Here is a 25,690-nt window from a genome sequence, read left to right as displayed (position 1 = left end):
CTCATGCCGCAAGCTCCGCCGCAACCGCGCCGAAGGCGGTGATCAGCCGGTTGACCTGAGCGCCTGACGTCGCCGGCGAGATCAGCATCATGTTGTGGAAGGGCGCAATCAGCACGCCGCGATTGACCAGCGCGACATGGATGGCGGCTTCGAGTTCCGGCGCATGCGCGGCTTCCGCCTCGGCACCACTGCGCAGCGGACCGGGCGCGCAGATGAATTCGACGCGGGCACCGACGCGAGCGACATGCCATGGCAGGCGGTAGCGGTCGATGACCGCGGTCAGCCCGGCATCGAGCCGCCGCGCCAGATGCTCCATGCGATCATAATTTTCTTTCGTCATTACCTCTTCGAGGGCGGCGCGCATGGCCGCGAATTGCAACGGGTTGGCCGAGAGCGTCGTCCCCATGCCGGAATAACCCGGCTCTTTCGCCCTGTTGTAGTCGGCGTAGCGCGAGGCGACCTCGTCGCTCATGCCCCAGACGCTTGCCGGCACGCCGCCGGCGATCGGCTTGCCCAGCACGAAGAAATCCGGTTCCAGTCCGTATTTCCCGGTATAGCCGCCTGGGCCGGTCGAGATCGTATGCGTCTCGTCGATCAGAAGCAGCGTGCCCGCCGCGCGCGTCAGCTTTCGCAACGCCTCGTGGAAACCGGGATCGGCCAGCACCATGCAGGAATTGGTCAGCACCGGTTCGGTGATGACGCAGGCGACATCCTGATCCCTGAGCGCCGCCTCCAGCGCGGCAACGTCGTTGAACTCGATGACCTTGGCGGTGCGGGTCAGGTCGCGGAATTCGCCGGCCAATCCCGGCCGGTTGGCTGGCTTGCCGTCGATCAGCCGCACCATCGTCTCGTCGACCGAGCCGTGATAGCAGCCGTTGAAGACCAAGATCTTTTCTCGCCCGGTGACAGCGCGGGCAACGCGCAGCGCGAAGCGGTTGGCATCGGTCGCCGTCGTGGCGATCTGCCAGAACGGCAGGCCGAAGCGCTGTTGCAACAGCGGTCCGATGGCGAGCGCATCTTCCGAAGGCAGCATGTATGTCAGGCCGCGCCCGGCCTGCCGGCGGATGGCGCGCGCTACCGCCGGCGGCGAATGGCCGAACATCGATCCGGTGTCGCCGAGGCAGAAATCGTCGAGCCTGTTGCCGTCGATGTCGGTGATCGTAGCGCCTCCGGCGCTCTCGACCAGGATCGGAAACGGCGTCGGCCAGTCGTTCATCCAGTGCATCGGCACCCCGCCGAAGAAGCCGGGCAGGCCGTTGCCGGCCTTGGCCTGCGATTTCGGCCGCGCCTTGCGGAAGGCGGCGCCCTCGGTGTCGCGCAATGTGGCAATGCGGTCGCGGCTGACGCCGCCAATGGACGTTTTCGACGTGTCGCTGCTGTGCACGAAAAACCCCTCTGGTGGGGAATAAGGCAGTAGCGCAGTAGGGCAGGGCCGTGGAAAGACGTCAGTGCGCACAACGGCACTTCCTGTCCTCACTCGTTGTTCCCCTACTCCCCTACTCCCTTAACCCGTGATGTCGATAACGCCGCAGTCGCCGGCGGTACTGCCGAAAGCGATGCGGCGTTCCTCCCTGTCCCACATCATCGAGGTGATGGCGCCCTTGCCGGGGCGGCGCAACAGCACCTCCTTGGCGTCGGAAAAACGCACCGCCATCACCATGCCGTCCTCATAGCCGATGGCGACGATATCCTGGCTTGGATGGCAGGCGACTGAGGTCACCATCGCATTGCCGCGCGTGCCGAGTTCCAGCGGCGCCTTGCCCATCGGCCCGTCCTTGCCTGAAAACGGCCAGACGATCGCCGCCGGCGCGCCGGAACTCGCCAGCCACTTGCCTTTCACGCTCCATGACAGGCTTTTGACCTTGGCGGGATAGCCGCTCATGCGCATGTGTTTGCCGTCCGCCAGCTTCCAGCCGTGCAATGCGTTTTCCTGCATGGTGGTGACGAGGAAGGCGCCATCCGGCGAGAAGGTGATGCCGGTATGGGCGCCGGCCCATTCGAGCTCCACCGGCTTGCCCTCGGCGGCCGGGAAATGCAGCGTCGCGCCATTGTAGCGCGCCACGCCGAAGCGCATGCCCTTGGGCGAAAAGGCCAGCCCCTCGACCGAACGCGGATGGGCGAACTCTTTTGTCCGGCCGTCGGCAAAGCGCACATAGGCGGTCTTGCCTGTAGCATAGGCGATGGCGCCTTGCGGGCCAGCGGCGACGCTGGTGACCCACTTCTTGCCCGCGCTGGCGAGTTCGCTCACGTCACCGCCGGCTTTGACGGCGAACACCTTGCCGTCCTCGCCGCCGGTGAGCAACCGGTCGTTGGCCGCGTCATGGAAAGCTGCGAGCAGCCCGTCATTGGACTGCACCGTCTTGTGGCCATTGTCGAGCCGATGGACGGTGCCGTCGGCCATCGCGAAATGCGGCACGTCGCCAAGGAAGACGGCGGCGACGCAATGGCCTTCGAGATCAAGCGGGGCGACGGTTGGCATGAGCTTCTTTGTGGGCTGAATGAAATTGCAGAGGCGGCTTACTCGACGTTTGCGGTTCCGACAACCGTCAGGATCAGCAAAGTGATGAGGGAGGCGGGCATCAAAGCAGCCCCCTGGCTCGAGGATCGGCTGCGAATGATGTCAGTGGCATCACCAGGGTCGGATCCGATCCGGTGAGGCGCTCGGCGCCATAGCCGACATACCACGTTGCGGCCCGCTCGCCCTTGGGATCGATGATGAGCAGAATGCCGCCGCCTTCACCCGCAAGCCGCAAGCAGCGCAACGCCGCCGCCGAGACTTAGGCCTGGCAGGCCTCGAAGCTCTTCCTCAGCCGTTCGGCGTCCAGTTCGCGGCCGATGAACACCAGCCGGCTCTCATGCTTCTCGCCGTCTTTCCAGGCGCGCTGGTGGTCGCCCTCGATGATCATGTGCACGCCCTGGATGACGTAGCGCTCGTCGTCGCCCTTCAAGGCGATGATGCCTTTCAGGCGCAGGATGTTCGGTCCCTCCATCTGGGTGACCTTCTCGATCCAGGGGAAGAATTTCTTCGGATCCATCTCGCCCCCGCGCAGCGAAACCGACTGCACCGTCACGTCATGGATGTCGGAGGGGTGCGCGTGATGGTGGTGCCCATCGTGGTCATGATCGTGCCCGTCATGATCGTGGTGGTGATGATCATGGTCATGATCATGATCATGATCATGATCATGATGGTCGTCATGCGCCTCGAGGAAATGGGGGTCGTTCTCCAGCGCCTTGGACAGGTCGAAGGCGCCGCGGTCGAGCACTTCCGACAGCGCCACGCCGGCGCGGGTGGTGCGATGAATCCTTGCGGCCGGGTTGATGGCGCGGATCGTCGCTTCGACCTTGGCCAGTTCTTCTGACGTGACGAGGTCGGTCTTGTTGAGCACCACGACGTCGGCGAAGGCGATCTGGTCCTCGGCTTCCTTGGAATCCTTCAGCCTGAGCGGCAGGTGCTTGGCGTCGACCAGCGCCACCACCGCGTCGAGCTTGGTCTTGGAGCGCACGTCGTCGTCCATGAAGAAGGTCTGCGCCACCGGCACCGGATCGGCGAGCCCCGTGGTCTCCACCACGATGGCGTCGAAGCGGCCAGGCCGGCGCATCAGGCCCTCGACCACACGGATCAGGTCGCCCCGCACCGTGCAGCAGACGCAACCATTGTTCATCTCGTAGATCTCCTCGTCGGATTCCACGATCAGGTCGTTGTCGATGCCGATCTCGCCGAATTCGTTGACGATCACGGCGTAGCGCCTGCCGTGGTTTTCCGACAGGATGCGGTTCAGCAGCGTCGTCTTGCCGGCGCCGAGATAGCCGGTCAGAACGGTTACGGGAATCTGCGTCTGTGCGTCGCTCATGGCTTGCCTCGAATGGATGGGCCTTGAAAGATCTCGGCCTCGAAAGGGATTGTCGGTTCCATATAGGATGTGCGGCTGGCTTTTGCACGAGGCAAACCGCGAATGGCTGTGGCCCGAACCATAGGCCAAGGTCTCCTCGAAACGGCCGGAGCGCGACGCCCCGCAGACTGTGGGATATTCGTGCGCAAAAGGAGCCTGTGGACGATCATGCCGAGCCGATCCACCGCAATCGCTTTCGCGAAAAGTCGTTTGTCATCTAACTGAAATAATCATCTGGCATTAGCCACGGCGGGTACCGCAATGCTTGCCGGCAAAGCTGTTTCAGGCGCCGGAATCTTTTTGATCGTCGATTGCCAACCGGCCGGCTGCGTCTATGCTGCCCGCACCGGTATGGCCGAAGAGGGATGACCATGGCCAAGGCGGACAAGACTGCGACAATGAGCCGGCTGCATTCGGCGGCAAGGCTGGCAAGAACAGCGCTTGCGGCGCGGCTGCTGGCGCACGGCTTCTATGCCGGCCAGGACCAGATCATGCTGGCGCTCGACCGCGAGGATGGCCAGACGCCGGGCAATCTGGCCGGGCGTCTCGGCGTGCGGCCGCCCACCATAACCAAGACCATCAACCGGCTGCAGGCACAGGGCTTCCTGCAAAAGCGCGCCTCCGACGCCGATGCCCGCCAGGCGCATATCTTCCTCACCGACACCGGCCGCGAGACCATCCGCGCCATCGAAAAGTCCGTCAAGAAGACCGAAAAGCAGGCGCTGAAGGGCCTCGACAAGAAGGAACAGAAGGCGCTGTTCAAATTTCTTGCCCGCATCGAGGCCAATCTCTCGAACGAGGAACTGGCCTTGATCGATGAGGACGCCGAGTTGGACGACTGACCGCCGATTCCGGCGATCAGGCCGCGGCGGACCCGCGGATCAGCGAACACCAGCGTCCCGGCGTCATGCCGAATGCCTTCTTGAATTGCCTGTTGAAATGGCTTTGGTCGCTGAAACCGGCTTCGGCCGCGATCTGCGCCAGCGGCTCGCCGACGGCGATCATGCGCCGCGCGCGCTGAAGCCGGCGCATCAAAAGGAAACGATGCGGGCTGGTGGAGAAAGCGGCACGGAAATGCCTGGACAAGGCATAGCGGTCGAACCCGGTAACCGCCTCCAGCTCGTCGGATCGCACGGGCCGGGCAGAGTTTTCCGTGAGATAGTCGCGCGCCAGCGCGGCCGCCCGCCAAGCCGTTCCCCGCACCGCTCTCGCCGGCTGGCCGGCATGGCTGGCGAGCCCTTGCATCATTTGCGCCAGGAAGTCGGCGACGAACAGCTCGTCGAGTTCCTCTTCCAGTGGACCCAGCGCCGAAAGCAAGGTCGCGCGCAGGCGTTCGTCCGCCACCACGGCCTCCCTGACGAAAGGCAGAGATGCGCCGCCGAGGCAGTCCAGCATCAGTGACGGTTCCAGATAGAGGATCCTGTAGCGCAGCCCGTCCTCGGTTCCGGCGCCGCCATCGTGCAGTTCGTCGGGATGCAGGACCATGATCTGGCCGGGCAGGCTATGCCGCACGGCTCCGCGATAGCGAAAGCTCTGCACGCCTTGCAGCGTCACCCCGATCGCATAGGTGTCGTGGCGATGCAGGTCGAAGGCGCTGCCGTGGAATCGCGCCTCGATGCGCTCCATGCCGGCAGGATCGCGGGCAGCAATGATGCAGTTTTCCGCGGCATCCGCGCACAAACGTCCAAGACCCTGGAACGCCTGACTGCCTAGATCGAGCGACATCGCTTCCTTTCGCCTCGAAAGGGCATAACCCCCGAATGGTCACTGTCTCATGTTCGATACGAAATTTGCAATCGTGCTCAGGGATGATCTGCCGGTCTGGCAAAAACTCAACGTCACCGCTTTCCTGACCAGCGGCGTCGTCGCGCAGTTCCCCGATATCATCGGCGAGCCCTATCGTGACCGCGCCGGCAATGTCTACAACCCGCTGTCGATCCAGCCGGTCATCGTGCTGTGCGCCGACCAGACGACACTCGGCGCAATCCACCGCCGCGCCCTGGAGCGCGGAGTAACGAGCTCGCTCTACGTCGAGGAGATGTTCTCGACCGGGTTCGACGCCGCCAACCGCGCCATCTTCGCCGAATTCGCGCCGGAAGACGCCAAGGTGGTCGGCATCGCATTGCGCGCCGACAAGAAGACGGTCGACAAGATCACCAAGGGTGCTCGCATGCACCCCTGACGACCCGGGCCTGAGCCTGTCCGCAGCTCTTGTTGTGCCAGCCGCTTTTGGCTTGCCGCACGCCCGCAATTGCCGCAAAGGTGGGCCTCAGCCCAGCTTTCCATTCGGCCTGCAAGTGAGTGCTCCCCAAACATCTTCAGAAAGCGCGACGCCGCCGGTGGCGATCCTGTGCATGCTTTCCACCTATGTCTTCTTCACCTTTCTCGACACCAGCAGCAAATATCTCGTCCTGGCCGGCGTCTCCGCGCTCGTCGTCGCCTGGGTGCGCTTTGCCGTGCATGTCGTGCTGGTCGGCGCGCTGTTGCGCGGCTGGCGCGAACCGGCGCGGTTCCGTCCGGTCAACCTGCCGGCTCATGTCCTGCGCGGGCTGTTCCTGTTCGGCTCGACCATCTTCAACGTGCTGGCGCTGCGGTCCCTGCAACTGGCCGAGACGACGTCGATCTATTTCTTCGGGCCGATGGTCATTACCGCACTTGCCGGGCCGCTGCTTGGCGAATGGGCGGGCTGGCGGCGGTGGCTGGCGATCCTGGCCGCTTTCGCCGGGGTTCTGATCATCACAAGGCCGGGAGTCGGCGTTTTCGGCATCGGACACCTCTTCGCGCTCGGCTCGATGCTGTCGAACTGCTTCTATGTGATCATGACCCGACGCATGTCGGCGACCGAGACATCGGAAAGCCTCATCCTGTTTTCGGCGCTGGCCCCGGCGGTGGTGCTCCTGCCCATGCTGCCGTTCTCGTTTTCCCTGCCGCACGATGGCTGGCACTGGTTCATCCTGCTCATGCTCGGCGTGTTCGGCGGCGTCGGTCACTGGCTTCTGGTGCAGGCCTATCGCATGGCCACCACCACCGCGCTCGCCCCCTATCCCTATTCGCAGATGGTGTGGATGATCCTTTCCGGGCTCATCGTCTTCAAGCAGTTCCCCGACCGCTGGACCCTGGTCGGCGCCGCCGTCATCGTCGCCAGTGGTCTCTACATCGTCCATCGCGAGCACCGGCTGCGCTTGCGCAATCGCGCGGTGCTGGATGTCGAGGCGGAAGCGCTGGCAAAAAAACTTTGATTTAACCCCGAAGGATGGCATAAGGCCGCCTTTAAACAGTTTAAAAAAACGGCGGGGAGCGGAAGGCTGGCACAGAAGATCAAGCTGTCGACGATCGCGGACGCGCTCGGCGTGTCCACGGCCACGGTATCGCTGGCGCTGCGCGACAGCCCGCTGGTCGCAGGTGGCACCCGCGACCGCATCAAGGAACATGCCCGCGCCATCGGCTACATCTACAACCGCCGTGCCGCCAGCCTGCGCACCTCGCGGTCGGGCATTGTCGGCGTCGTCGTGCATGACATCATGAACCCGTTCTTCGCCGAGATCCTGCGCTCGATCGAAAGCGAGCTCGACCGCAGCCGCCAGACCTTCATCCTGTCCAATCACTACGACCAGCTCGAGAAGCAGCGCACCTTCATCGACACGCTTTTGCAGCTCGGCGCCGACGGCGTCATCATGTCGCCGGCTATCGGCACTCCGGCCTCGGATATTCTGATGGCCGAGGAAAACGGCCTGCCGGCGGTGCTGATCGCGCGCACCGTCGAGGGCGCCGACGTGCCGGTGTTTCGCGGCGACGATGCCTATGGCACCGGGCTTGCCACCAATCACCTGATCTCGCTCGGCCACAAGCGCATCGCCATGATCGGCGGCACCGACCAGACCTCGACCGGCCGCGACCGCTACCAGGGCTATGTCAACGCCATGGAGGCCGCCGGGCTGGAAGTGCGGCCGGCCTGGCGTATCCCCGGCCCGCGCACCAAGCAGGCCGGCTTCGAGGCCGCCGGACAGTTTCTGGCCCTGAAGGACAAGCCGACAGCCGCCTGCTGCTGGAACGACCTCGTCGCCATCGGCCTGATGAACGGCATCGCGCGCGCCGGCCTGGTGCCCGGCCTGGACATATCGGTCACCGGCTACGACGATCTCGAGGAGGCGGCAATCGCCACGCCGGCGCTGACCACGGTGTGGAACGGTCAGCGCGAGGTTGGCCGCCGCGCCGCCAGCGCCCTGCTCGACAAGCTGAACGGGCAGACGGTGCGGCCCTCGCAGGAACTGATCAAGCCGGAACTGCATGTGCGACAGTCCACCGGCAAGCCGGTGGAGCGCGTATGACAAAGCCCGAGCAACTGCAAGCCGTCGCCATCCTGGTGCCGGGGCATTTCAACGACCATGCGGTCGAGCGCATCGACCGGACATTCAGGCGTGTTGGAATCGAGCGCGCCGACCCCTCCCTGGTCACCGATGAGATGCGTGACAACGTGCGCGCCATCGCCTCGTTCGGCGGCATCAGCGCGGCCCTCATGGATGCATTGCCGAAGCTTGAGATCATCGCCAGTTTCGGCGTCGGCTATGATTCGGTCGATGCCCGCCACGCTGGCGATCATGGCATCATGGTCACCAACACGCCGGATGTGCTGACCGAGGAGGTCGCCGACACCGCCATCGGCCTGCTGATCAACACCGTGCGCGACCTGCCGCGCGCCGAAACCTGGCTGCGCGACGGCAGCTGGCAGCGCAAGGGCAACTATCCCCTGAGCCGGCTTACCTTGCGCGGCCGCAGCGCCGGCATTTTCGGCATGGGCCGTATCGGGCTCGCCATTGCCCGCCGGCTGGAGGCGTTCGGATTGCCCGTCGCCTATCACAACCGGCGCCGGGTCGAGGGCCTGTCCTATCCCTACCACCCGACGCTGAAGGGCCTCGCCGAAGCAGTCGACACACTGATTTCGGTGGTCCCGGGCGGCGCCTCGACGGAAAAGGCGGTCGATGCCGAGATCCTGTCGGCGCTTGGCGCCCACGGCGTCTTCGTCAATATCGGGCGCGGCAGCACGGTGGACGAGGCGGCGCTTGCGACAGCCCTGGCCAAGGGCACTATCGCGGCCGCCGGGCTCGATGTCTTCGCCGACGAGCCGAACGTGCCGCAGGCGCTGCTTGACGCGACCAATGCCAGCCTGTTGCCGCATGTCGGCTCGGCCTCGGAGCACACACGTCGCGCCATGGCGGATCTTTGCGTCGACAATCTGGTGTCCTGGTTCAGCGAGCGCCGGTCGATCACACCCGTGCCCGAGACGGCGCATGTGAAGGCGCGCGGCTGAGCGGTCGGGCTGCCATATTTATTAACGTCAGCTTAACCCTTTGAAATCATTCTTCATCCTGTCCGTACGCATGGATGAGGGTCAGCATGAAAACGCTTTCCGCACTGATCGGAGCCGCCGCCCTGTTTGGCGGCGTTCAGCTGTTTCATGGCGGCACTGGCGAAAGCGTGGCTGAAGAGGCCGCGCCGCCCGACACCTACAGGCTGGTCGCCAATGGTGATGAGGGGGCTTGCGCAATCAAACGCGGCGCCACCGTCTCGGACGGCCTGTCGCTTTTGACGGTGGCTCCGAACTGCCGCCGGCTCATGCCAGGCATCGAGCGGGCGAAATTCTGGCGCGAGCAGGAGGACGGCACGGTCGCCTTCAGCGCCAACGGCGTCGATCCGATCGTCACCTTCGCGGTCGCCGATGGCGACGGCTTCGAATCCTACGCCCCCGCGCTGCCGCTGCTGTCGCTGGCGGCGGCCTGGGACCCGAGCACCGACGACTGATTATTCCGCCGCCGCGCGGGCGCCGGCTTTGGCGGCCGCATGCAGGCGAACCGCATCGCCGAAGGCGCGGAAGATCTTGGCCGAGTTACTATCCGACTTGACCCAGTATTCGGGATGCCACTGGACGCCCACCGCGAAAGCGCGGGCACCCTTGACCGAAACCGCCTCGACCGTGCCGTCAGCGGCGACAGCCTCGATATCAAGCTTTGAGCCCAGCCGGTCGATCGCCTGGCGGTGCAACGAGTTGACCTTCATGTCGCCGGCCCCAAACACACCGGCCAGGCAACTGCCCGCCTTGATCGAAACGGTCTGGTGAATCGCGAAACGATCGTCCTGATTGTCGCTCACCGGCGCGCGGTGGTCGAGCGAGCCTTCACGCTCCTGGATCTCGGTGCCCAGCGTGCCGCCCAGCGCCACGTTCAGCTCCTGGATGCCGCGGCAGATGGCAAGCAGCGGCACGCCACGCTCGATCGCCTTGCGGATCAGCGGCAAGGTGGTGGCGTCGCGTGCCGGATCATAGGGACCATTCGCCTCGCTGGCATCGCCGCCATAGAGCGAGGGGTTCACGTTGGATTTCGAGCCGGTCAGCATGACGCCGTCGACCGACGACAGCAGCTCATCGAAATCGAGCCGCTCGCCGAACGAAGGCACCAGCACCGGGAACACGCCGGCGCCGGCGATCGCCGCCTCCAGATATTGCTGTGGGGCGGCATGCCAGGTGTAGTTGTCGAATTGACGGACGTCGGTCGATATGGCGACGAGCGGCTGCTGCATTTTGGCTTTGTTTTCCATCTGGGCCGGGGAATCCTGCCTTCAAAATAGGTGATCCCAGCACATTTTTCCATGACAAGTTTCGGTCTGTCGGATGGGCCACCAAACGGCCCGTTAGACTATAGTTGCAAGGCCCTGCGCACACGCCGTCAAATCAGGCCGCCACGCTGGACTCGACTCCTTGCCCGTGTATTGTTTCGCCAGCCGTGCGGGGCATCGAGCATGCGCCGCACGTCGGTTTTGTTGATCCAAAAGGGAGGACTTCATGGATCGTCGTTCATTCATCCGCAAGGCCGGGACGACCGGCGTTGGCGCCGCCGCGGCCGCCGCCACGCTCGCCGCGCCGGCCATAGCCCAGTCCAATCCAAAGGTGACGTGGCGGCTGGCGTCGTCCTTTCCCAAATCGCTCGACACGATCTATGGCGGCGCCGAGGTCTTCTCCAAGATGCTTTCGGAAGCTACCGACGGCAATTTCCAGATACAGGTCTTCGCCGCTGGCGAACTGGTGCCCGGCCTTCAGGCGGCCGATGCCACCACCGCCGGCACGGTCGAGGCCTGCCACACGGTGGCATACTATTACTGGGGCAAGGACCCGACCTGGGCGCTAGGCGCGGCGGTTCCGTTCTCGCTCAACGCGCGCGGCATGAATGCCTGGCACTATCATGGCGGCGGCATCGACCTGTTCAACGAATTTCTCGCCACGCAAGGCTTGTTCGGCCTGCCTGGCGGCAATACCGGCGTGCAGATGGGCGGCTGGTTCCGCAAGGAGATCAACACGGTGGCCGACCTTTCCGGCCTCAAGATGCGCATCGGCGGCTTCGCCGGCAAGGTTGTGCAGAAGCTCGGCGTCGTGCCGCAGCAGATCGCCGGCGGCGACATCTACCCGGCGCTCGAAAAGGGCACCATCGACGCAGCCGAATGGGTCGGCCCCTATGACGACGAGAAGCTCGGCTTCTATAAGGTCGCGCCCTACTACTACTATCCAGGCTGGTGGGAAGGCGGCCCGACCGTCCACCTGATGTTCAACAAGGCGAAATACGAAGAACTTTCGCCGACTTACAAGTCGCTGCTGCATACCGCCGCGCAAGCCGCCGATGCCAACATGCTGCAGAAATACGACTATCTCAATCCTGCGGCGGTGAAGCGGCTGGTGGCCGGCGGCGCCAAACTGCGTCCGTTCAGCCAGGAGATCATGGCCGCCTGCTTCGAGAAGGCCAATGAGGTCTACGCCGAAATGGAAGCCTCGAACGCCCCGTTCAAGAAGATCTGGGAATCCATCAAGGGCTTCCGTAAGGAGCATTATCTCTGGGCGCAGGTGGCCGAGTATAATTACGACACCTTCATGATGGTCCAGCAGCGCAACGGCAAGCTGTAGGTAGGGATTGGTCCCTTCTCCCCGTCACTACACGGGGAGAAGGTCCCGGCAGGCAGGTGAGGGGCAGCGCCGGCTTCGGCGATTGAATCGCGGGGGCTTGGGTCTAATGCATGTCGCCCAGAAGCGTGCAGCGGTTCCGGGACATCGACATGCATCAAAACAGAGACTTGAAGCGCGTCGCCTGAATCCGTTTCAGCGCCACGCGCTTTAGGGGCAGAAGGCCAACCCTCGTGTCTTATCCACCCACCATTGGCGCTGCCTCTCACCTGCCTGCCGGCATCCTCTCCCGTAGAGTGACGGGGAGAGGGGAGCTGTCATCGACGTTCTCGCCAGCGGCCAACGTTGCAAGACTTTAGGCTCCGCCCGGCACCACCACCACCTTGACCTCGCCGGCGGCAGGCGGGTTGGCGATCACCGTGGCCGCCTCTTCCAGCGGCACCTGCCGGGAGATCAGCCGGTCGATCTCGATCGCGCCCGAAGCGATCAGCTCGGCGGCGCGGCGGTGCGTGTAGGGATTGAGGAAGGAGCCAAGAACCTTCAACTCGCGAAACAAAAGATCGAAGGGCTCGAACGCCGCCTTCATGCCTTGCGGCACCACGCCGACAATGACGACCGTGCCGCCGGCCCTCGCCAGCCGCAGCGACTGCTCGACCGTTTCCTGGACACCTGCACATTCGAGCACCACGTCGACGCCGCCGGGCACCAGTCCGGCTGGACCGGCGATGGCATCGATGACGTCGGCTGCGCTTGCGTCGACCGTTGCCGTCGCGCCGAGCTCCTCGGCCAGCGCGCGCCGTGAGGCCTGGCGCGTCGACAGGATGATGGTGGTCGCTCCCGCAAGCCTTGCCAGCTGCACCATAAGCAGGCCGATCACGCCGCCGCCAAGTATGGCGACCGAGGAGCCGGGTCTGATCTGGGCCAGGTCGACGCCATGCAGGCAGCAGCCGAGCGGCTCGCAGAAGGCGCCATGCGTTGGCTTCAAGTCCGCGGGCAGGATGAAGGCCTGTTTCTGCGGCAGCACGACGTAGTCGGCGAAGCCGCCGTCGCGATGGATGCCAATGGCATTGAGATTGCTGCACAAATTGACGCGGCCGGCATGGCAATGGCGGCAGCGTCCGCAAGCGATGTTGGGATCACCGGTGACGCGGTCGCCGATCGAGAAGCCGCTCACGGAAGGTCCCATCGCCTCGACGATACCGGAGAACTCATGTCCGGGCGTCACTGGCGGTCTGCAGGGAAACTCGCCGTGGAAAAGATGCCGGTCGGTGCCGCAGACCCCACAGGCCTCGATGCGCACCAGCAGATCGTCAGGCCCGGGAACGGGCTTGGCGACCTCGCGCAGCGTGATGCTGCCAACCGATTCCAGCCGCACCGCTTTCATGGTTTTGCGACCTCCGGCATCAGTTGAAGCTCGGCGGCTTCGACAGGTCCGGCTGTGGTGCCGCCGGTTTGGCGGGCGCCGTGTCGCCGAAGTTCGGCGGCTGCGACAAGTCGGGCGCGGCAGGCGCGGCGGGCGGCGCGGCGCCGTTGCCGGGCGCGGTGCCGGTCCCGGCCGGCGGCGTGCCGAGCGGCGTCAGTCCCGGCACCCCCGGCACCGTATAGTCGATCGTACCGGAATCGACCGCTGTGCCCTTGTAGTGCATCACCATTTGCGGGAAGGCGATGGTGAGCCCGATCATGATCACCTGGATGCAGACGAACGGCACGGCGCCCCAATAGATCTGGCCCGTTGTCACCGGCGCGATCTGCTTGCCGGTCAAGCGGTCGAGATAGGGCACCCGGGCGGCGACCGAGCGCAGGTAGAACAGCGCGAAGCCGAAGGGCGGATGCATGAAGCTGGTCTGCATGTTCACGCCCAGGAGCACGCCGAACCAGATCAGGTCGATGCCGAGCTTGTCGGCGGCCGGCGCCAGCAGCGGCACGATGATGAAGGCCAGCTCGAAGAAATCGAGGAAGAAGGCAAGCACGAAGACCAGGATGTTGACGCCGATCAGGAAGCCGACCTCGCCGCCCGGCAGCGAGGTCAAGAGATGCTCGACCCAGATATGGCCGTTGACGCCGTAGAAGGTGAGGGAGAAGACGCGCGCGCCGATCAGGATGAACAGCACGAAGGACGACAGCCTTGTCGTCGAAGCGAGCGCCTGCTTGACCACGTCGAGCGACAGCCGGCCTTTGATCGCCGCCATTGCCAGCGCGCCGACAGCGCCCATGGCGCCGCCCTCGGTTGGAGTGGCGATGCCAAGAAAAATGGTGCCCAGCACCAGGAAGATCAACGCCAATGGCGGGATCAGCACGATCACGACCTGCTGCGCCAGCCGCGACATCATGTTGATTTTCAGGCGCTGGTCGGCGATCGCAACGATATAGATCACGGCCACGCCGATGCTGGCGCCGAGAATGTCGGCATTGTCGCCGTGGGTCGGTGCGAGATAGCGGTAGGCCGCGTAGGAGATCGCCACCGTTGCCAGCAGCGCCACCAGCAGCGACACGACGCCGTGGCCGAGCGTGCGTGCTTCCAGCGGCAGCGCCGGCATCGAATTCGGCCGCACGATCGTCATGATCAGGATATAGAGCATGTAGAGGCTGGTCAGCACGATGCCGGGGATCAGCGCGCCCGCATACATGTCGCCGACCGAGCGGCCGAGCTGGTCGGCGAGCACGATCAGCACCAGTGACGGCGGGATGATCTGGGCGAGCGTTCCGGAAGCGGCGATGACGCCGGACGCCAGCCGGCGATCATAGCCGTAGCGCAGCATGATCGGCAGCGAGATCAGCCCCATGGCGATCACGGATGCGGCCACCACGCCGGTCGTGGCCGCCAGCAGCGCGCCGACGAAGATCACGGCATAGGCGAGCCCGCCGCGGATCGGCCCGAACAACTGGCCGATCGTATCGAGCAGGTCTTCCGCCATGCCCGATCGCTCGAGCACGATGCCCATGAAGGTGAAGAACGGGATCGCCAGCAGCGTGTCGTTCGACATCACCCTGCTGCCGTAGAAATTGTCTGGCAAGGCATGCAGCAGCGGCCAGGCGAGGTTGATCGAGCCGCCCGAATAGGGCGAGACCAGCACGCCGATGAAGAAGAACAAAAGCCCGTTGGCGGCGAGCGAGAAAGCGACGGGATAGCCGATCAGGAGGAAGAGGACCAGCGAGGCGAACATGATCGGCGCCATGTTCTGGGCGATGAACTCGATCACGAGCGTACCTCGCCAAGCGCCTTAGCCTCGTCTGCCAGTGCCTTGGCTTCGAGTTCCGCCTGCTCATGCGCGGATATGAACGGAGTGGGGTCGTCCATGTCGCCGCGCATGATGGCGATCTTCTTGATGATTTCGGAGATGCCCTGCAGCGCCAGCAGGAAGAAGCCGACCAGGAGGATCGCCTTTGCCGGCCAGATGATCAGCCCGCCGGAATTGTTCGACATTTCGCCGCTGCGGAACGAAAGCGACACGTAGGGGACGAAATAGATGACCATCAGCGTCACGAACGGCATCAGGAAGAAGACATGGCCGAGAAGGTCGATCCAGTGCTGCACGCGGCGCGGGAACAGGCCGTAGACGATGTCGATGCGGATATGGTCGTTCTGCTTCAGCGTATAGGCCGCCGCCAGCATGAAGGCGGCGCCGAACAGGTACCATTGCAGCTCCAGCCACGCATTCGATGAGATGTCGAACACCTTGCGGATGATCGCGTTGGCGGCGCTCACCAGGATCGCCAGCAGGATCAGCCACGATATCCATTTGCCGATGAGCTCGTTCACGCGATCGATCGCCCTGGATAGAGCGAGAAGCCCTGCCATGCATTCCTCCCTTGTTGTCCGAGGCGCGACGGCTCCCCGTTATTTTACGCCGCGCCGCTGTGGCCTAACCGTATGCCGTGCGTGGCAGGACGGGTCAACACAGGAGAGACGCCGGCAATGCGGTTGTGAGACGAGGGAGCGGACAAAGCGCCGGCCGGCGGCGCACGGCTCGGAAAACCGGAACCGGCCGCCGGCAGGGTTCGTGGGCAAAAAATCAAAGCATTAAGGCGATCGTTTCGTATCCGAAACAAGCTATTGGAGGCGCGCGTCATGCAACCAAAGTCTGATGCGGATCACGCGATCTTGGTCTGGTCGCGACCGGCGCCGATCAGCACCAGCATGGCGACGAGGAACAGGTACATCCACGCGTCGCGCCATTCCACGGGGAAATAGCCGGCCCATAGCGATTCGGCCATGCCGAAAGCGGCAGCGCCCAGGGCCGCCCGCGGCGGCGAGAGATAGCCGCCGACCGCCGTTACGAACAGGATCTTCAGCCCGTAGACCAAGCCGGATCCGAAACTGACATTGCCGTAATAGAGGCCGGCCATGACGCCGGCGAGCGCGGCGCAGAAACCGCCGAACAGCACTGCGTGGCGGAACACGGCGCGCACGTCGACGCCGCACATGGCGGCCGCCTTGGGATCGTCGGAGACGGCGCGCCAGCGCCGGCCGAAATTCGAATGGGCAAAGGCCCATGCCGCAAGCGCTACCGCGGCCAGCACCACGGCGCAGTCGAGCAGCTGGATCAGCGTCAATGTCGCCTTGAAGCCGGCATTCTGTGCGAAAACGACAGGCTGCGCCAGCATAGGCGGCAGCCACAGATCATGCGTGTCGGCGGCAATACGGCTTGCTTCCGACAAAACCAGCAAGATGCCGAGCGTGGTCACCACGATCGCATTGGGCGAGCGGTCGGCCAGCGGTTCGAAGACGCTGCGCGACAGGACGTGGCTTATGAGCGCGGCATAGAGGAAAGCCGCCGCGACGCCGAGCCCCACCGCCGCTGTCAGCGTCAGCCACAGCACCTGGTAGCCGAAGGCGGCGGTCAGGATCATCGTCTGCCCGCAAAAGGCGAACAGCGCGCCATAGGCCAGGTTGGTGCGGTGCAGGATGCCGTTGGTCAGCACATAGCCGAACGCCAGCAACGCATAGAGTGCGCCTGAATGCAGCCCGTTCAGGACCTGCTGGAAGAAATACAGCATGCGAAACCCTCGGAGCATGTCGCCCAAAGTACACGGCGGTTTTGGGACAACGAAGCGCTCCAACAAAGAGCGGCGATACCACTCCTGTGCAAGACTTGCATCGGCGATTCTAACTTGTCAAACGCGATTTATCGGTTAGATTTCGGACATGACGGTATCCTGGATCCCCCACCGCTTCACCGGCGGCCTGCTCGCGCTCGACACGGCGAACACCGTCGTGCTGCGCACCGATCCGGAGAGGACCTTCGACCGTTTTGATGATCGGCGCGAGATCGCCCGCTTCGCGGACGCGGCAAGCGGCTTTCGTGCCGCCGAGCTTGGCGGCAGGCGGCTGGCGGTCTCCGCGCCGGCTGCAATCGCGCCTGTCGTGCTGGCGATCCGCGAGGCGACGGATCGGTTGTTTCGCCACGCCGTGTCGAAGGGCGCCGTCGCCACCGATCATCTCTCCGGCTTGCTGGGAGCGTGCGCCGACGGTCTTGCCGGCAGCCGGACCGAGATCGCAACGCCCGGAAAACCGTTCGGCGATCCGGCAACACCGATCGCTTTCGAGGCGGCACTGGCGGTTTCCGCCCTGTCGCTGCTGCGCGAGGACACCGTCACGAGGCTCAGGATCTGTCCCAATTGCTCCTGGTTGTTCGTTGACCGGAGCCGCAATTCCAGCCGCCTTTGGTGCGACATGGCGGTCTGCGGCAACCGCCAGAAGGCAAGCCGTCACTATCGCCGCCGCAAGGCGGCCAATGAGGTCAACAATGTCCAGGATTAGCTCTCGTTCAGCCCTGCTCGGCATGGCGCTGATCGCGGCGATGGCGCTCGGCGCCTGCCGCGACACCGGCAAGGACGGTGAAGGCAAGTTGTTCGAGATTTCGGGCAAGATATTCGTCTTCAACTACCGTCTCGCCAGGGCGACCTATGTCGTGACGCTGCGGCCCTTGCAGCCGATGGGAGAGGGCCAGGTCGCGGTCGCCAGCTTCCAGGATCCGGCCGGCGGTGCGCCGTTGGTGGTCGAGCAGAAGGTCTGGCCCAAGCTCGACAAGGTGACACTGGAGAGTCCGGCTTTGACCTGCGTCGTCAAGAACAAGCCCTATACGATTGCCATCAGCATCAAGGGCTCCGACGGCGCGGTCCTGCAGAAGATCGACACCACGCTGATGTCCACCGAAGACCAGTCCATCCTGCCCGACCGGCCGCTCGTCATCGACCAACTCTACACCGCCAATCCCGATCTCGTCGGCCATCCCGACGGCAAGCTGCCGGGCGAGCCGAAGCCGGACTGTTCCAAGGGCACCTGACGCTCGCCGCCAAGCCCGAGGACAAGCGAAATTTTCGTGCGCCGGACGTTGCTCGCGGAGCGATTTCATACCAGGCAAGGGATGACGGCGGATCGTTCGTTGCGCGGTGCCTGGCACGTCCGATTTCGTTTGACCTGTCTTGCAAGGGGAGAAAGGATGCGTCATCCGATCCCGACGCTGGCTGCCTGCCCCCGCGCGGCCTCCGCAGAGGAAATGCCTGATGACGCTGCACGACGTCGCGCTCGACGACAAGTTCGACCTGGGGAAGGAGCGCATCTTCCTGTCCGGCGCGCAGGCGGTCATTCGCATGCTGCTGATGCAGCGCGAGCGCGACCGCCGCGCGGGCCTGAACACGGCCGGCTTCGTCTCCGGCTATCGCGGTTCGCCGCTGGGCGGCCTCGACATGCAGCTGTGGAAGGCGAAAAAACAGCTCGCCCAGGCCGACATCGTCTTCCAGCCCGGCCTTAACGAGGAACTCGCCGCCACCGCCTGCTGGGGATCGCAGCAGACGGAACTGCTGGGCGAGGGCACCCATGACGGCGTTTTTTCGGTCTGGTACGGCAAGGGTCCGGGGGTCGATCGCTCCGGCGACGTCTTCCGCCACGCCAATCTGGCCGGCTCGTCGAAACATGGCGGCGTGCTCGCTTTGATGGGCGACGACCACATGGCCGAATCCTCGACCAACGCGCATGCTACCGAATTCCTGTTCGTCGACTCCATGGTGCCGATCCTCAATCCGGCCGGCGTCCAGGAGATAATCGATTACGGGCTCTACGGCTTTGCCATGTCGCGCTTCGCCGGCACATGGGCGGCCATCAAATGCGTCAAGGACAACATCGAATCGACGGCCTCGGTCGATGCCTCGATCGAGCGGCTGAACATTGTCATCCCCGAATTCGACATGCCGCCCGGCGGCCTCAACATCCGCCACGAGATCGACATGCTCGGCCAGGAGGAGCGGCTGCATGAGTACAAGCGCGCCGCGGCGTCCGCCTTCATCCATGCCAACGGGCTGAACAAGATCGTCTATTCGGGCGGCCGCAACCCCAGGATCGGCATCGTCACCATCGGCAAGAGCTATCTCGACGTGCGTCAGGCGCTGGAGGATATCGGCATCGACGAGGCGGCCGCCAACCGCATCGGCGTGCGGCTGTTCAAGGTCGGTTGCCCCTGGCCGCTCGATTTCCAGCACATTGCCGACTTCGCGCACGGCCTCGATACCATCGTCGTCGTCGAGGAGAAGCGTTCGCTGATCGAGGTGCAACTTCGCGAGAACCTCTACGGCACCGCCACGCAGCCCGTCATCGTCGGCAAGAAGGACGAGCGCGGCGACTGGCTGTTTCCGGCCAAGGGCGCGCTCGACCCCAACGAGATCGCCATTGCCCTTGGCGAGAGGATCGTGAAAACCATCGGACCGTCGGAAGAGATTTCAGCGCGGGTGGCGAAGCTGCGCCAGTTCCAGGCTATGCTCGCAGACGCGTCGGATATCGGCTCCCGCACCCCCTTCTTCTGTTCCGGCTGCCCGCACAATTCCTCCACCAAGGTGCCGGACGGCTCGATCGCCGCGGCCGGCATCGGCTGCCATTTCATGGCGCTGTGGATGGACAGGAATACCGTCGGCTTCACCGCGATGGGCGGCGAGGGGGCGCAGTGGGTCGGCCAGGCGCCCTTTTCCAAGCGCGACCACATTTTCCAGAATCTCGGCGACGGCACCTACAACCACTCCGGCACGCTGGCGATCCGCTTCGCGCTGTCGTCGGGCGCCAACATCACCTACAAGATCCTCTACAACGATGCGGTGGCCATGACAGGCGGCCAGCCGCATGAAGGCGGCCTGACGGTGGACATGATCGCCAGGCAGGTGCGGGCCGAAGGCGTCGAGCGCATCGCCATCGTCACCGACGAGCCCGACAAATATGCCGGCAAGGTCGAGTTCCCGGCCGGCGCCACCATCCATCACCGCGACGACCTCGATCTCGTCCAGCGCGAGCTGCGTGGCGTCAGCGGTGTATCGATCCTGCTCTACGACCAGACCTGTGCCGCCGAAAAACGCCGTCGCCGCAAGCGCGGCACCTTTCCCGATCCCGACAAGCGGGTCTTCATCAACGAACTGGTCTGCGAGGGCTGCGGCGACTGCGGCGTCCAGTCGAACTGCGTCTCCATCCAGCCGGTGGAGACCGAGTTCGGCCGCAAGCGCCGGATCGACCAGTCGAGCTGCAACAAGGATTTTTCCTGCGTGAATGGCTTCTGCCCGTCCTTCGTCACCGTGCATGGCGCCAAGATTCGCAAGGCCGAAGGCATCGCCGGCAAGACCGATCCGCTCGACGGCGTTCCAGCAGCCGCCGAATTCCCGCTCGGCGAACAGGGCTGGGCGGCGATCATCGACGGCGTCGGCGGCACCGGCGTCGTCACCGTCGGCGCCGTACTCGGCATGGCGGCTCATCTCGAGGGCAAGGGCTGTGGCATGATCGACATGGCCGGCCTTGCCCAGAAGGGCGGCTCGGTGTTCACCCATGTCCGCATCGCCCGCACGCCCGATGACATCCACGCCATCCGTGTCTCGGCCGGCAAGGCCGATCTCGTGCTCGGCTGCGATCTCGTCGTGTCGGGTGCCAAGAAGGTTCTGGCCGCGGTGCGCGAGGGTCACACCATCTTCCTCGCCAACACCGCCGAGATCATGCCGGGCGAGTTTGCCCGCTCGGCCGATTTCTCGCTGCCCATCGAGCGCCTGAAGAGGGCGATCCGCACCGCTGCCGGCGACGACAAGGCGCATTTCTTCGAGGCCACCCGCACCGCCACATCCCTGTTCGGCAATTCGCTGGGCGCCAACATGTTCATGCTCGGCTTCGCCTTCCAGCATGGCGGTCTGCCGCTCTCGGCGCAAGCCGTCGAAAAGGCGATCGAATTGAACGGCGAGGCGGTGGGGATGAACATCGCCGCCTTCCGCTGGGGCCGCCGCGCCGCGCATCAGCCGGATTTCGTGCGTGGCCTCGTCGCCCAGCCGGGCAAGGACGGCCAAGCCGCCACGATTGCCCAGACGCTGGACGAGATCATTGCCCGCCGGGTCGCTTTCCTCTCCGCCTATCAGAACGCCGCCTATGGCAAGCGCTACGCCGGCAGGATCGCTGCCCTGCGCGCGGCCGAAGCCAAGGCCGCGCCCGGTTCGACCGCCGTGACCGAAGCGGCGGCCAGGAACCTGTTCAAGCTGATGGCGATCAAGGACGAATACGAGGTGGCGCGGCTCTATACCGACGGCTCCTTCGCCGCCGAGCTCGGCAAGCAGTTCCAGAGTTACGAAAAACTCGAATTCCATTTGGCGCCGCCCATCCTGGGCCGTCGCGGCAATGACGGCAAACCGAGGAAATCGAGCTTCGGCCCCTGGATGATGAAGGGGTTCCGCATGCTGGCGGCGATGAAAGGCCTGCGCGGGACGCCGTTCGACCTGTTCGGCTATTCCGCCGAGCGGCGCATCGAGCGGCAGTTGCTGGCGCAATATGAGGCCGACCTGCAACGCGTCGCCAGCTCGCTGGCGCCGGGCAACATCGAGGCCGCCACGGCCCTCGTCTCGGTGCCGGCACTCATCCGCGGCTACGGCCATGTCAGGCAAGCCAGCGCTCAAAAGGCGGCCGGTGAGCGCCAAAGGCTGCTCGAGCGCCTGTCCGGCATATCGGCGAGGGCAGAACTCCAGGCCGCCGAGTGATGGATACGGCTTGTTTACCTGAACTTGAGTTTCACTACATTCCGTAACGTCACCCGCCTTGACGGCACGGGCAAAGCGGCCGTTCTAAATCTTTCTTAAGGCGAATATGACACTGCTTGACTCCCCAGGGTTGGGATTCAGGCGTTGAATCTGAGAAAAAAGAACGAGATCCCTGTCGACGTCTACATACCGTTCGTGGAAACCTTGTTTCGCGACGGCCTGACGCTGTCGATCGGATTCTTTGCCCAGACCCTGCTGGTGGTGCTCGTTTACTGGAAGACCAGGGATCCGGCCTATCTCGCCGTGACGGTTGGTTTTCTGACGGTTGCTTTCCTGCGCCTGCGCAACATTCGAAAATACCGGAATGCACCGTCGCCCAGGAGCTGGGAAGAAGCGCGCCGCCGCGAGAACGACTATATCCTCTACGGCTCGATGCACGGTTTCATGCTGGGCACGTTCTGCCTCGTCGGCATTTATCTTGCCTATGACGGCTTCGCCGAGATCGCGGCCGTCTGCGTGACGCTCGCCTCCGCCACGTCGATCGCCGGCCGCAATTATGGCTCGCCCAGGATGGTGATGATCTTCATCATGACCATGACCTGGCCCATTTCGCTGGGTTTCATCCTGCGCGGGGACCCTTATCATTTCATTCTCGGCCTGCTTTCGGCGCCGTTCCTGTTCGCCATCAAGCGCTTCGCCGACCTTGTCCGCGAGGTGCTTTTCGCCGCTTTGTCCGAGGAAAAGAAGGCGAACCGCCTCGCCCAGCGGTTCAATCGCGCGCTGAACACCATGTCGCACGGTCTGGTCATGCTTGGCCCGGACGGCCGGGTGGCGGTCGCCAACGCCGAGGCCGCGCATCTGATGTCGCTGAAGTCGGCCGATGCGCTGCTCGGGCGCTCGATCCATGGCTTGCTGATGCGCGGTGTCGCCGGCGGCATGCTGGCGCCGAAGGACTGCCGCTACATCGAAGCACAGCTGACGCGGGCGCTGCGCGAGGGCCGCGACCGCAAGGTGCTCGTTTCGCTCGCCAACGGCCAGCACTACGAATTCTCCGCCCGCGAAGGCAGCCAGGAGCTGGGGGTCATCACCTTCGAGGACGTGACGGCGCGCGTCGAGGCGGAAGACAAGATCCGCTTCATGGCACGCTACGACAGTCTCACCGGCCTGCCCAACCGCGCCTATTTCCACGAACAGGTCGGCGAGGCCATGGCGTCGGGCGACCGCGACCGCCTCTGCGGCCTGGCCGTGCTCGACCTCGACGATTTCAAGAGCGTCAACGACACGCTCGGGCACCCGATCGGCGACGGCCTGATCTACGCGGTCGCCGAGCGGCTTGCGGCCATTGCCGGGCCAGGCTTGACCGTCAGCCGTTTCGGCGGCGATGAATTCATGATCTTCTTCGACCGCATCGAGGATGAGAGCCATCTGGCCAGCCAGCTCGACGCGATATTCGCCGCCCTGCAAGGGGAGGTGGACGTCGCCGGCCATGGGCTGCGTATCCAGGCCAGCGGCGGTGCCGTGCTTTCGCGGGTCAGGGATACCGACGTCGACGCCATGATCGTCAAGGCGGACCTGGCGCTCTATAAGGCCAAGGAGCTCGGCAAGAACGGCTGGCGGCTGTTCGAGGCCGCCATGGACGCCGCTTTCCGCAACCGCCAGCTGATGAAGGCGGACCTTCGCAGCGCGGTGGAAGGCAAGGCCCTGCGCGTCGTCTACCAGCCGATCGTGGCGATGAACACGATGCGCATAGCCAGCTGCGAGGCGCTGTGCCGCTGGGACCATCCCGATCTCGGGCCGATTTCACCCGGCGTCTTCATTCCGCTGGCGGAGGAAATGGGCATCATTTCCGAGATCAGCACCTTCGTGCTGCAGGCAGCCTGCACCGAATGCGCCAAGTGGCCGGACCACACCAGCGTCTCGGTCAATCTCTCCGCCAAGGATTTTCGCAACCGGGACGTCATCCAGAAGGTTCGCGACGCGCTTGCCAGCTCCGGCCTTGCCGCCGGCCGGCTGGAGATCGAGGTCACCGAAACGGCGCTGCTCGACGACAAGTCGCTGACACGCCAATATATCGAGGAACTGAAGCAGATCGGTGTGCGCATCGCACTCGACGATTTCGGTACCGGCTATTCGAGCCTGAGCTATCTGCACAAGCTGCCGCTCGACAAGATCAAGATCGACCGCTCTTTCCTGATGGACGTCACCCAGAGCAAGCGCTCGCTGGAGCTGCTGAAGGGCATTGTCAATCTGTCGCGGCCGCTTGGGCTTTCGGTGACCGTCGAAGGCGTCGAGACCTTCGAGCAGCTCAAGATCCTCGCGCTGGAGGTCAAGCCGGATCTTGTGCAGGGCTTCCTGTTCGGTTCGGCGCTCAGTGCCTCCGGTATCGAGACCATGTCGAGCACGGTTTGGCCTTTCGCCAAGGAGATCAAGAGTGCCAGACGGGCGGCTCGCGGCTGACGCGGCTGCGGAACGTTCTGATTTTAGTAAAATTTGGCTGGTAGTTAACGTTAACGATCAGTAAAGAGCGTTCGGCTCATTTTCATCTTTACATACCGTGGTGCTGTCGTAGTGTTGAGACACGGCGGCATTTACGGGGTTAGTTCATGGATGCGAAGTTGACGGCGCTTCGCCAAGTGGCAAGCGTGAGTGAAGAAAATTCCTCCGACAATATGTCGAGCTTTGCCAGAAATATTTCGGCAATGCTGGAGCGCACCGAGTATCGCCGTTGCGACAAGGGCGAGGACCTCGAGGATATCTATCGGTTGCGCTACAAATCCTATCGCTTGAGCGACATGGTTCCGGAGAATCCGGATCATATTATCCATGACGACCTCGACGAAGCCGAGAACTGCTCGAAATTCGGCATCTACATCGATGGCGAGCTGGTCAGCACGTTGCGCATCCACCATGCGTGCAGCGCCACACCGCAATCGCCGTCCACCACGGTCTATGGCGACATATTGCGGCCGATGCTGGCCGCCGGCGCGCATTTCGCCGATCCGAGCCGCTTTGCGGCCGATCCGGACTGGTCGAGGGCCTATCCCCAGATCCCCTATCTGACGCTTCGTCTTGCCGGCATGGCCTGCTTCTATTTCGACGCGCCTTACTGCCTTTCCACCATCCGCCCCGAGCATGCCGGCTTCTATCGCCGCATCTATTGCTCCGAGCAGATCGGTGAATTGCGCGACTATCCAGGCCTGAACTACAAGGTCGTGCTCTATCGGGCCAACGTCGAAGAGATCCGCGAGCGCTCCTTCTCCCGCTTCCCGTTCTTCCGCTCGACGCCGATGGAGCAGCGCATGCTGTTCGAAACGCCGGGCGCGGGCGAACTGGCGCCGCTGACCATCCTGCCGACGGCAAAATATTTCCGCGAAGCCGCCTGATGTCGCTCATCCGCGCACCCCGGCACTGCGCCAATGTCCCGGGCCGATGGAGCTTTTCGGTCGCTGCGACGTTTGGGTGACGCGCTGGCGCCAATCGTCCGCGCAAAGGAGAAGCTTTGTCTCCTTCAGCAGGCCAGCGCCGAAAGGAAGCCCATATGACCATCTCCACCCTTGCGCTCACTCCGCTCATCTCGCTGATCGCCGGCGTGCTGATCCTGGTCATGCCAAGGCTGCTGAACTACATCGTCGCGCTCTATCTGATCATAGCCGGCCTGCTTGGGTTGTTTCCGCACCTCGCCGGCTGAAGCGAGCGAGCACGGTTGACGCGCCAGCCGGCTTCGTCCGGGATTGCGAGAAAACAAGCAGCCGGAGCGGCTCGGCGATTCTGCCGAAGGCAGGGCCGCTTGTTTCAAATTTCCCTTGAGGAAGTTGTCGGCTGCGATGCGGCAATAGCGCCATTGCTCTCGGCGCGGCTTTTCGCTATG

Annotated in this window: 22 protein-coding genes and 1 pseudogene; 13 read left to right on the top strand and 10 right to left on the bottom strand. The window is 64.0% G+C overall.

Annotated features, from left to right (window positions below; all coding sequences use genetic code 11):
* Position 1 precedes the first annotated feature (1 nt).
* From FJ964_RS10635 to FJ964_RS10620, 4 genes and pseudogenes are all read right to left on the bottom strand, one after another.
* On the bottom strand, positions 2–1,384 hold the full coding sequence (locus tag FJ964_RS10635) for an aspartate aminotransferase family protein (protein WP_140550342.1): 1,383 nt from the start codon (positions 1,382–1,384) through the stop codon (positions 2–4).
* Between the two features lie 120 nt (positions 1,385–1,504).
* Positions 1,505–2,479, bottom strand: coding sequence for a WD40 repeat domain-containing protein (locus FJ964_RS10630; protein WP_140550341.1), 975 nt, complete (start codon positions 2,477–2,479; stop codon positions 1,505–1,507).
* Between the two features lie 100 nt (positions 2,480–2,579).
* Positions 2,580–2,777 (bottom strand): annotated as a pseudogene (locus FJ964_RS10625) (GNAT family N-acetyltransferase); the annotation flags it as partial.
* Positions 2,778–3,854, bottom strand: a complete 1,077-nt coding sequence (locus FJ964_RS10620; protein WP_140550340.1) for a GTP-binding protein — start codon at positions 3,852–3,854, stop codon at positions 2,778–2,780. It abuts the pseudogene before it with no gap.
* A gap of 410 nt (positions 3,855–4,264) precedes the next feature.
* Between FJ964_RS10620 and FJ964_RS10615 the strand changes: the two genes are divergently transcribed.
* Positions 4,265–4,735, top strand: coding sequence for a MarR family transcriptional regulator (locus FJ964_RS10615; protein ID WP_140550339.1), 471 nt, complete (start codon positions 4,265–4,267; stop codon positions 4,733–4,735).
* A gap of 16 nt (positions 4,736–4,751) precedes the next feature.
* Here the strand turns inward: FJ964_RS10615 and FJ964_RS10610 are convergent, their stop codons facing one another.
* On the bottom strand, positions 4,752–5,618 hold the full coding sequence (locus FJ964_RS10610; protein WP_140550338.1) for an AraC family transcriptional regulator: 867 nt from the start codon (positions 5,616–5,618) through the stop codon (positions 4,752–4,754).
* Positions 5,619–5,667: 49 nt separating this feature from the next.
* On the opposite strand from FJ964_RS10610, the gene FJ964_RS10605 reads away from it, so the two are divergent.
* The 5 genes from FJ964_RS10605 (at position 5,668) to FJ964_RS10585 (ending at position 9,692) form a co-directional block, all read left to right on the top strand.
* On the top strand, positions 5,668–6,075 hold the full coding sequence (locus tag FJ964_RS10605) for a DUF2000 family protein (protein WP_140550337.1): 408 nt from the start codon (positions 5,668–5,670) through the stop codon (positions 6,073–6,075).
* Between the two features lie 172 nt (positions 6,076–6,247).
* The gene (locus FJ964_RS10600; protein ID WP_181172428.1) at positions 6,248–7,132 is read left to right on the top strand and encodes a DMT family transporter; all 885 of its coding nucleotides are present in this window, start codon (positions 6,248–6,250) and stop codon (positions 7,130–7,132) included.
* Positions 7,133–7,198: 66 nt separating this feature from the next.
* Complete coding sequence (locus FJ964_RS10595; protein WP_140550335.1) at positions 7,199–8,221, top strand: LacI family DNA-binding transcriptional regulator; 1,023 nt, start codon at positions 7,199–7,201, stop codon at positions 8,219–8,221.
* Positions 8,218–9,201, top strand: coding sequence for a 2-hydroxyacid dehydrogenase (locus FJ964_RS10590; RefSeq protein ID WP_140550334.1), 984 nt, complete (start codon positions 8,218–8,220; stop codon positions 9,199–9,201). Before FJ964_RS10595 ends, FJ964_RS10590 begins: the two co-directional genes overlap by 4 nt.
* Before the next feature lie 86 nt (positions 9,202–9,287).
* Positions 9,288–9,692, top strand: coding sequence for a hypothetical protein (locus FJ964_RS10585; RefSeq protein WP_140550333.1), 405 nt, complete (start codon positions 9,288–9,290; stop codon positions 9,690–9,692).
* Here the strand turns inward: FJ964_RS10585 and FJ964_RS10580 are convergent, their stop codons facing one another.
* A complete protein-coding gene (locus FJ964_RS10580) occupies positions 9,693–10,484 on the bottom strand; it encodes a gamma-glutamyl-gamma-aminobutyrate hydrolase family protein (protein ID WP_224713267.1) in 792 nt (263 codons plus the stop codon).
* A 244-nt stretch (positions 10,485–10,728) separates the two neighbouring features.
* Between FJ964_RS10580 and FJ964_RS10575 the strand changes: the two genes are divergently transcribed.
* On the top strand, positions 10,729–11,838 hold the full coding sequence (locus FJ964_RS10575; RefSeq protein WP_140550332.1) for a TRAP transporter substrate-binding protein: 1,110 nt from the start codon (positions 10,729–10,731) through the stop codon (positions 11,836–11,838).
* A 352-nt stretch (positions 11,839–12,190) separates the two neighbouring features.
* On the opposite strand, the gene FJ964_RS10570 is transcribed toward FJ964_RS10575, so the two are convergent.
* The 4 genes from FJ964_RS10570 to FJ964_RS10555 all read right to left on the bottom strand — a co-directional run bounded on the left by FJ964_RS10570 (position 12,191) and on the right by FJ964_RS10555 (position 16,833).
* Positions 12,191–13,219 (bottom strand): zinc-dependent alcohol dehydrogenase family protein, encoded by a 1,029-nt coding sequence (locus FJ964_RS10570; RefSeq protein ID WP_140550331.1) that lies wholly within the window; start codon positions 13,217–13,219, stop codon positions 12,191–12,193.
* Positions 13,220–13,238: 19 nt separating this feature from the next.
* Positions 13,239–15,035, bottom strand: coding sequence for a TRAP transporter large permease subunit (locus tag FJ964_RS10565; protein WP_181172427.1), 1,797 nt, complete (start codon positions 15,033–15,035; stop codon positions 13,239–13,241).
* Positions 15,032–15,634 carry a TRAP transporter small permease subunit gene (locus FJ964_RS10560; RefSeq protein ID WP_140550330.1) on the bottom strand — a complete coding sequence of 201 codons (603 nt, stop codon included), beginning with the start codon at positions 15,632–15,634 and terminating at the stop codon, positions 15,032–15,034. Before FJ964_RS10560 ends, FJ964_RS10565 begins: the two co-directional genes overlap by 4 nt.
* Before the next feature lie 293 nt (positions 15,635–15,927).
* A complete protein-coding gene (locus FJ964_RS10555; RefSeq protein ID WP_140550329.1) occupies positions 15,928–16,833 on the bottom strand; it encodes a branched-chain amino acid ABC transporter permease in 906 nt (301 codons plus the stop codon).
* A gap of 148 nt (positions 16,834–16,981) precedes the next feature.
* On the opposite strand from FJ964_RS10555, the gene FJ964_RS10550 reads away from it, so the two are divergent.
* From FJ964_RS10550 to FJ964_RS10525, 6 genes are all read left to right on the top strand, one after another.
* Complete coding sequence (locus tag FJ964_RS10550) at positions 16,982–17,596, top strand: CGNR zinc finger domain-containing protein (protein ID WP_140550328.1); 615 nt, start codon at positions 16,982–16,984, stop codon at positions 17,594–17,596.
* Positions 17,571–18,122, top strand: coding sequence for a hypothetical protein (locus FJ964_RS10545; RefSeq protein WP_140550327.1), 552 nt, complete (start codon positions 17,571–17,573; stop codon positions 18,120–18,122). Before FJ964_RS10550 ends, FJ964_RS10545 begins: the two co-directional genes overlap by 26 nt.
* A gap of 220 nt (positions 18,123–18,342) precedes the next feature.
* Entirely contained in the window at positions 18,343–21,822 is a 3,480-nt protein-coding gene (locus FJ964_RS10540) for an indolepyruvate ferredoxin oxidoreductase family protein (protein ID WP_140550326.1), read from the top strand.
* A gap of 144 nt (positions 21,823–21,966) precedes the next feature.
* Positions 21,967–24,279: an EAL domain-containing protein gene (locus tag FJ964_RS10535; RefSeq protein ID WP_140550325.1), complete on the top strand. Its 2,313-nt coding sequence runs from the start codon at positions 21,967–21,969 to the stop codon at positions 24,277–24,279.
* A 146-nt stretch (positions 24,280–24,425) separates the two neighbouring features.
* Positions 24,426–25,205: a hypothetical protein gene (locus tag FJ964_RS10530; protein WP_140550324.1), complete on the top strand. Its 780-nt coding sequence runs from the start codon at positions 24,426–24,428 to the stop codon at positions 25,203–25,205.
* Positions 25,206–25,360: 155 nt separating this feature from the next.
* Positions 25,361–25,510, top strand: a complete 150-nt coding sequence (locus FJ964_RS10525; RefSeq protein ID WP_140550323.1) for a DUF3096 domain-containing protein — start codon at positions 25,361–25,363, stop codon at positions 25,508–25,510.
* Positions 25,511–25,690 lie beyond the last annotated feature (180 nt).

Origin of the sequence: Mesorhizobium sp. B2-3-2 (assembly GCF_006442295.1) — a bacterium.
Lineage (GTDB): Bacteria > Pseudomonadota > Alphaproteobacteria > Rhizobiales > Rhizobiaceae > Mesorhizobium.
Note: the sequence above shows the minus strand (reverse complement) of the source record. Positions and strands in the feature narration are given on the sequence as shown.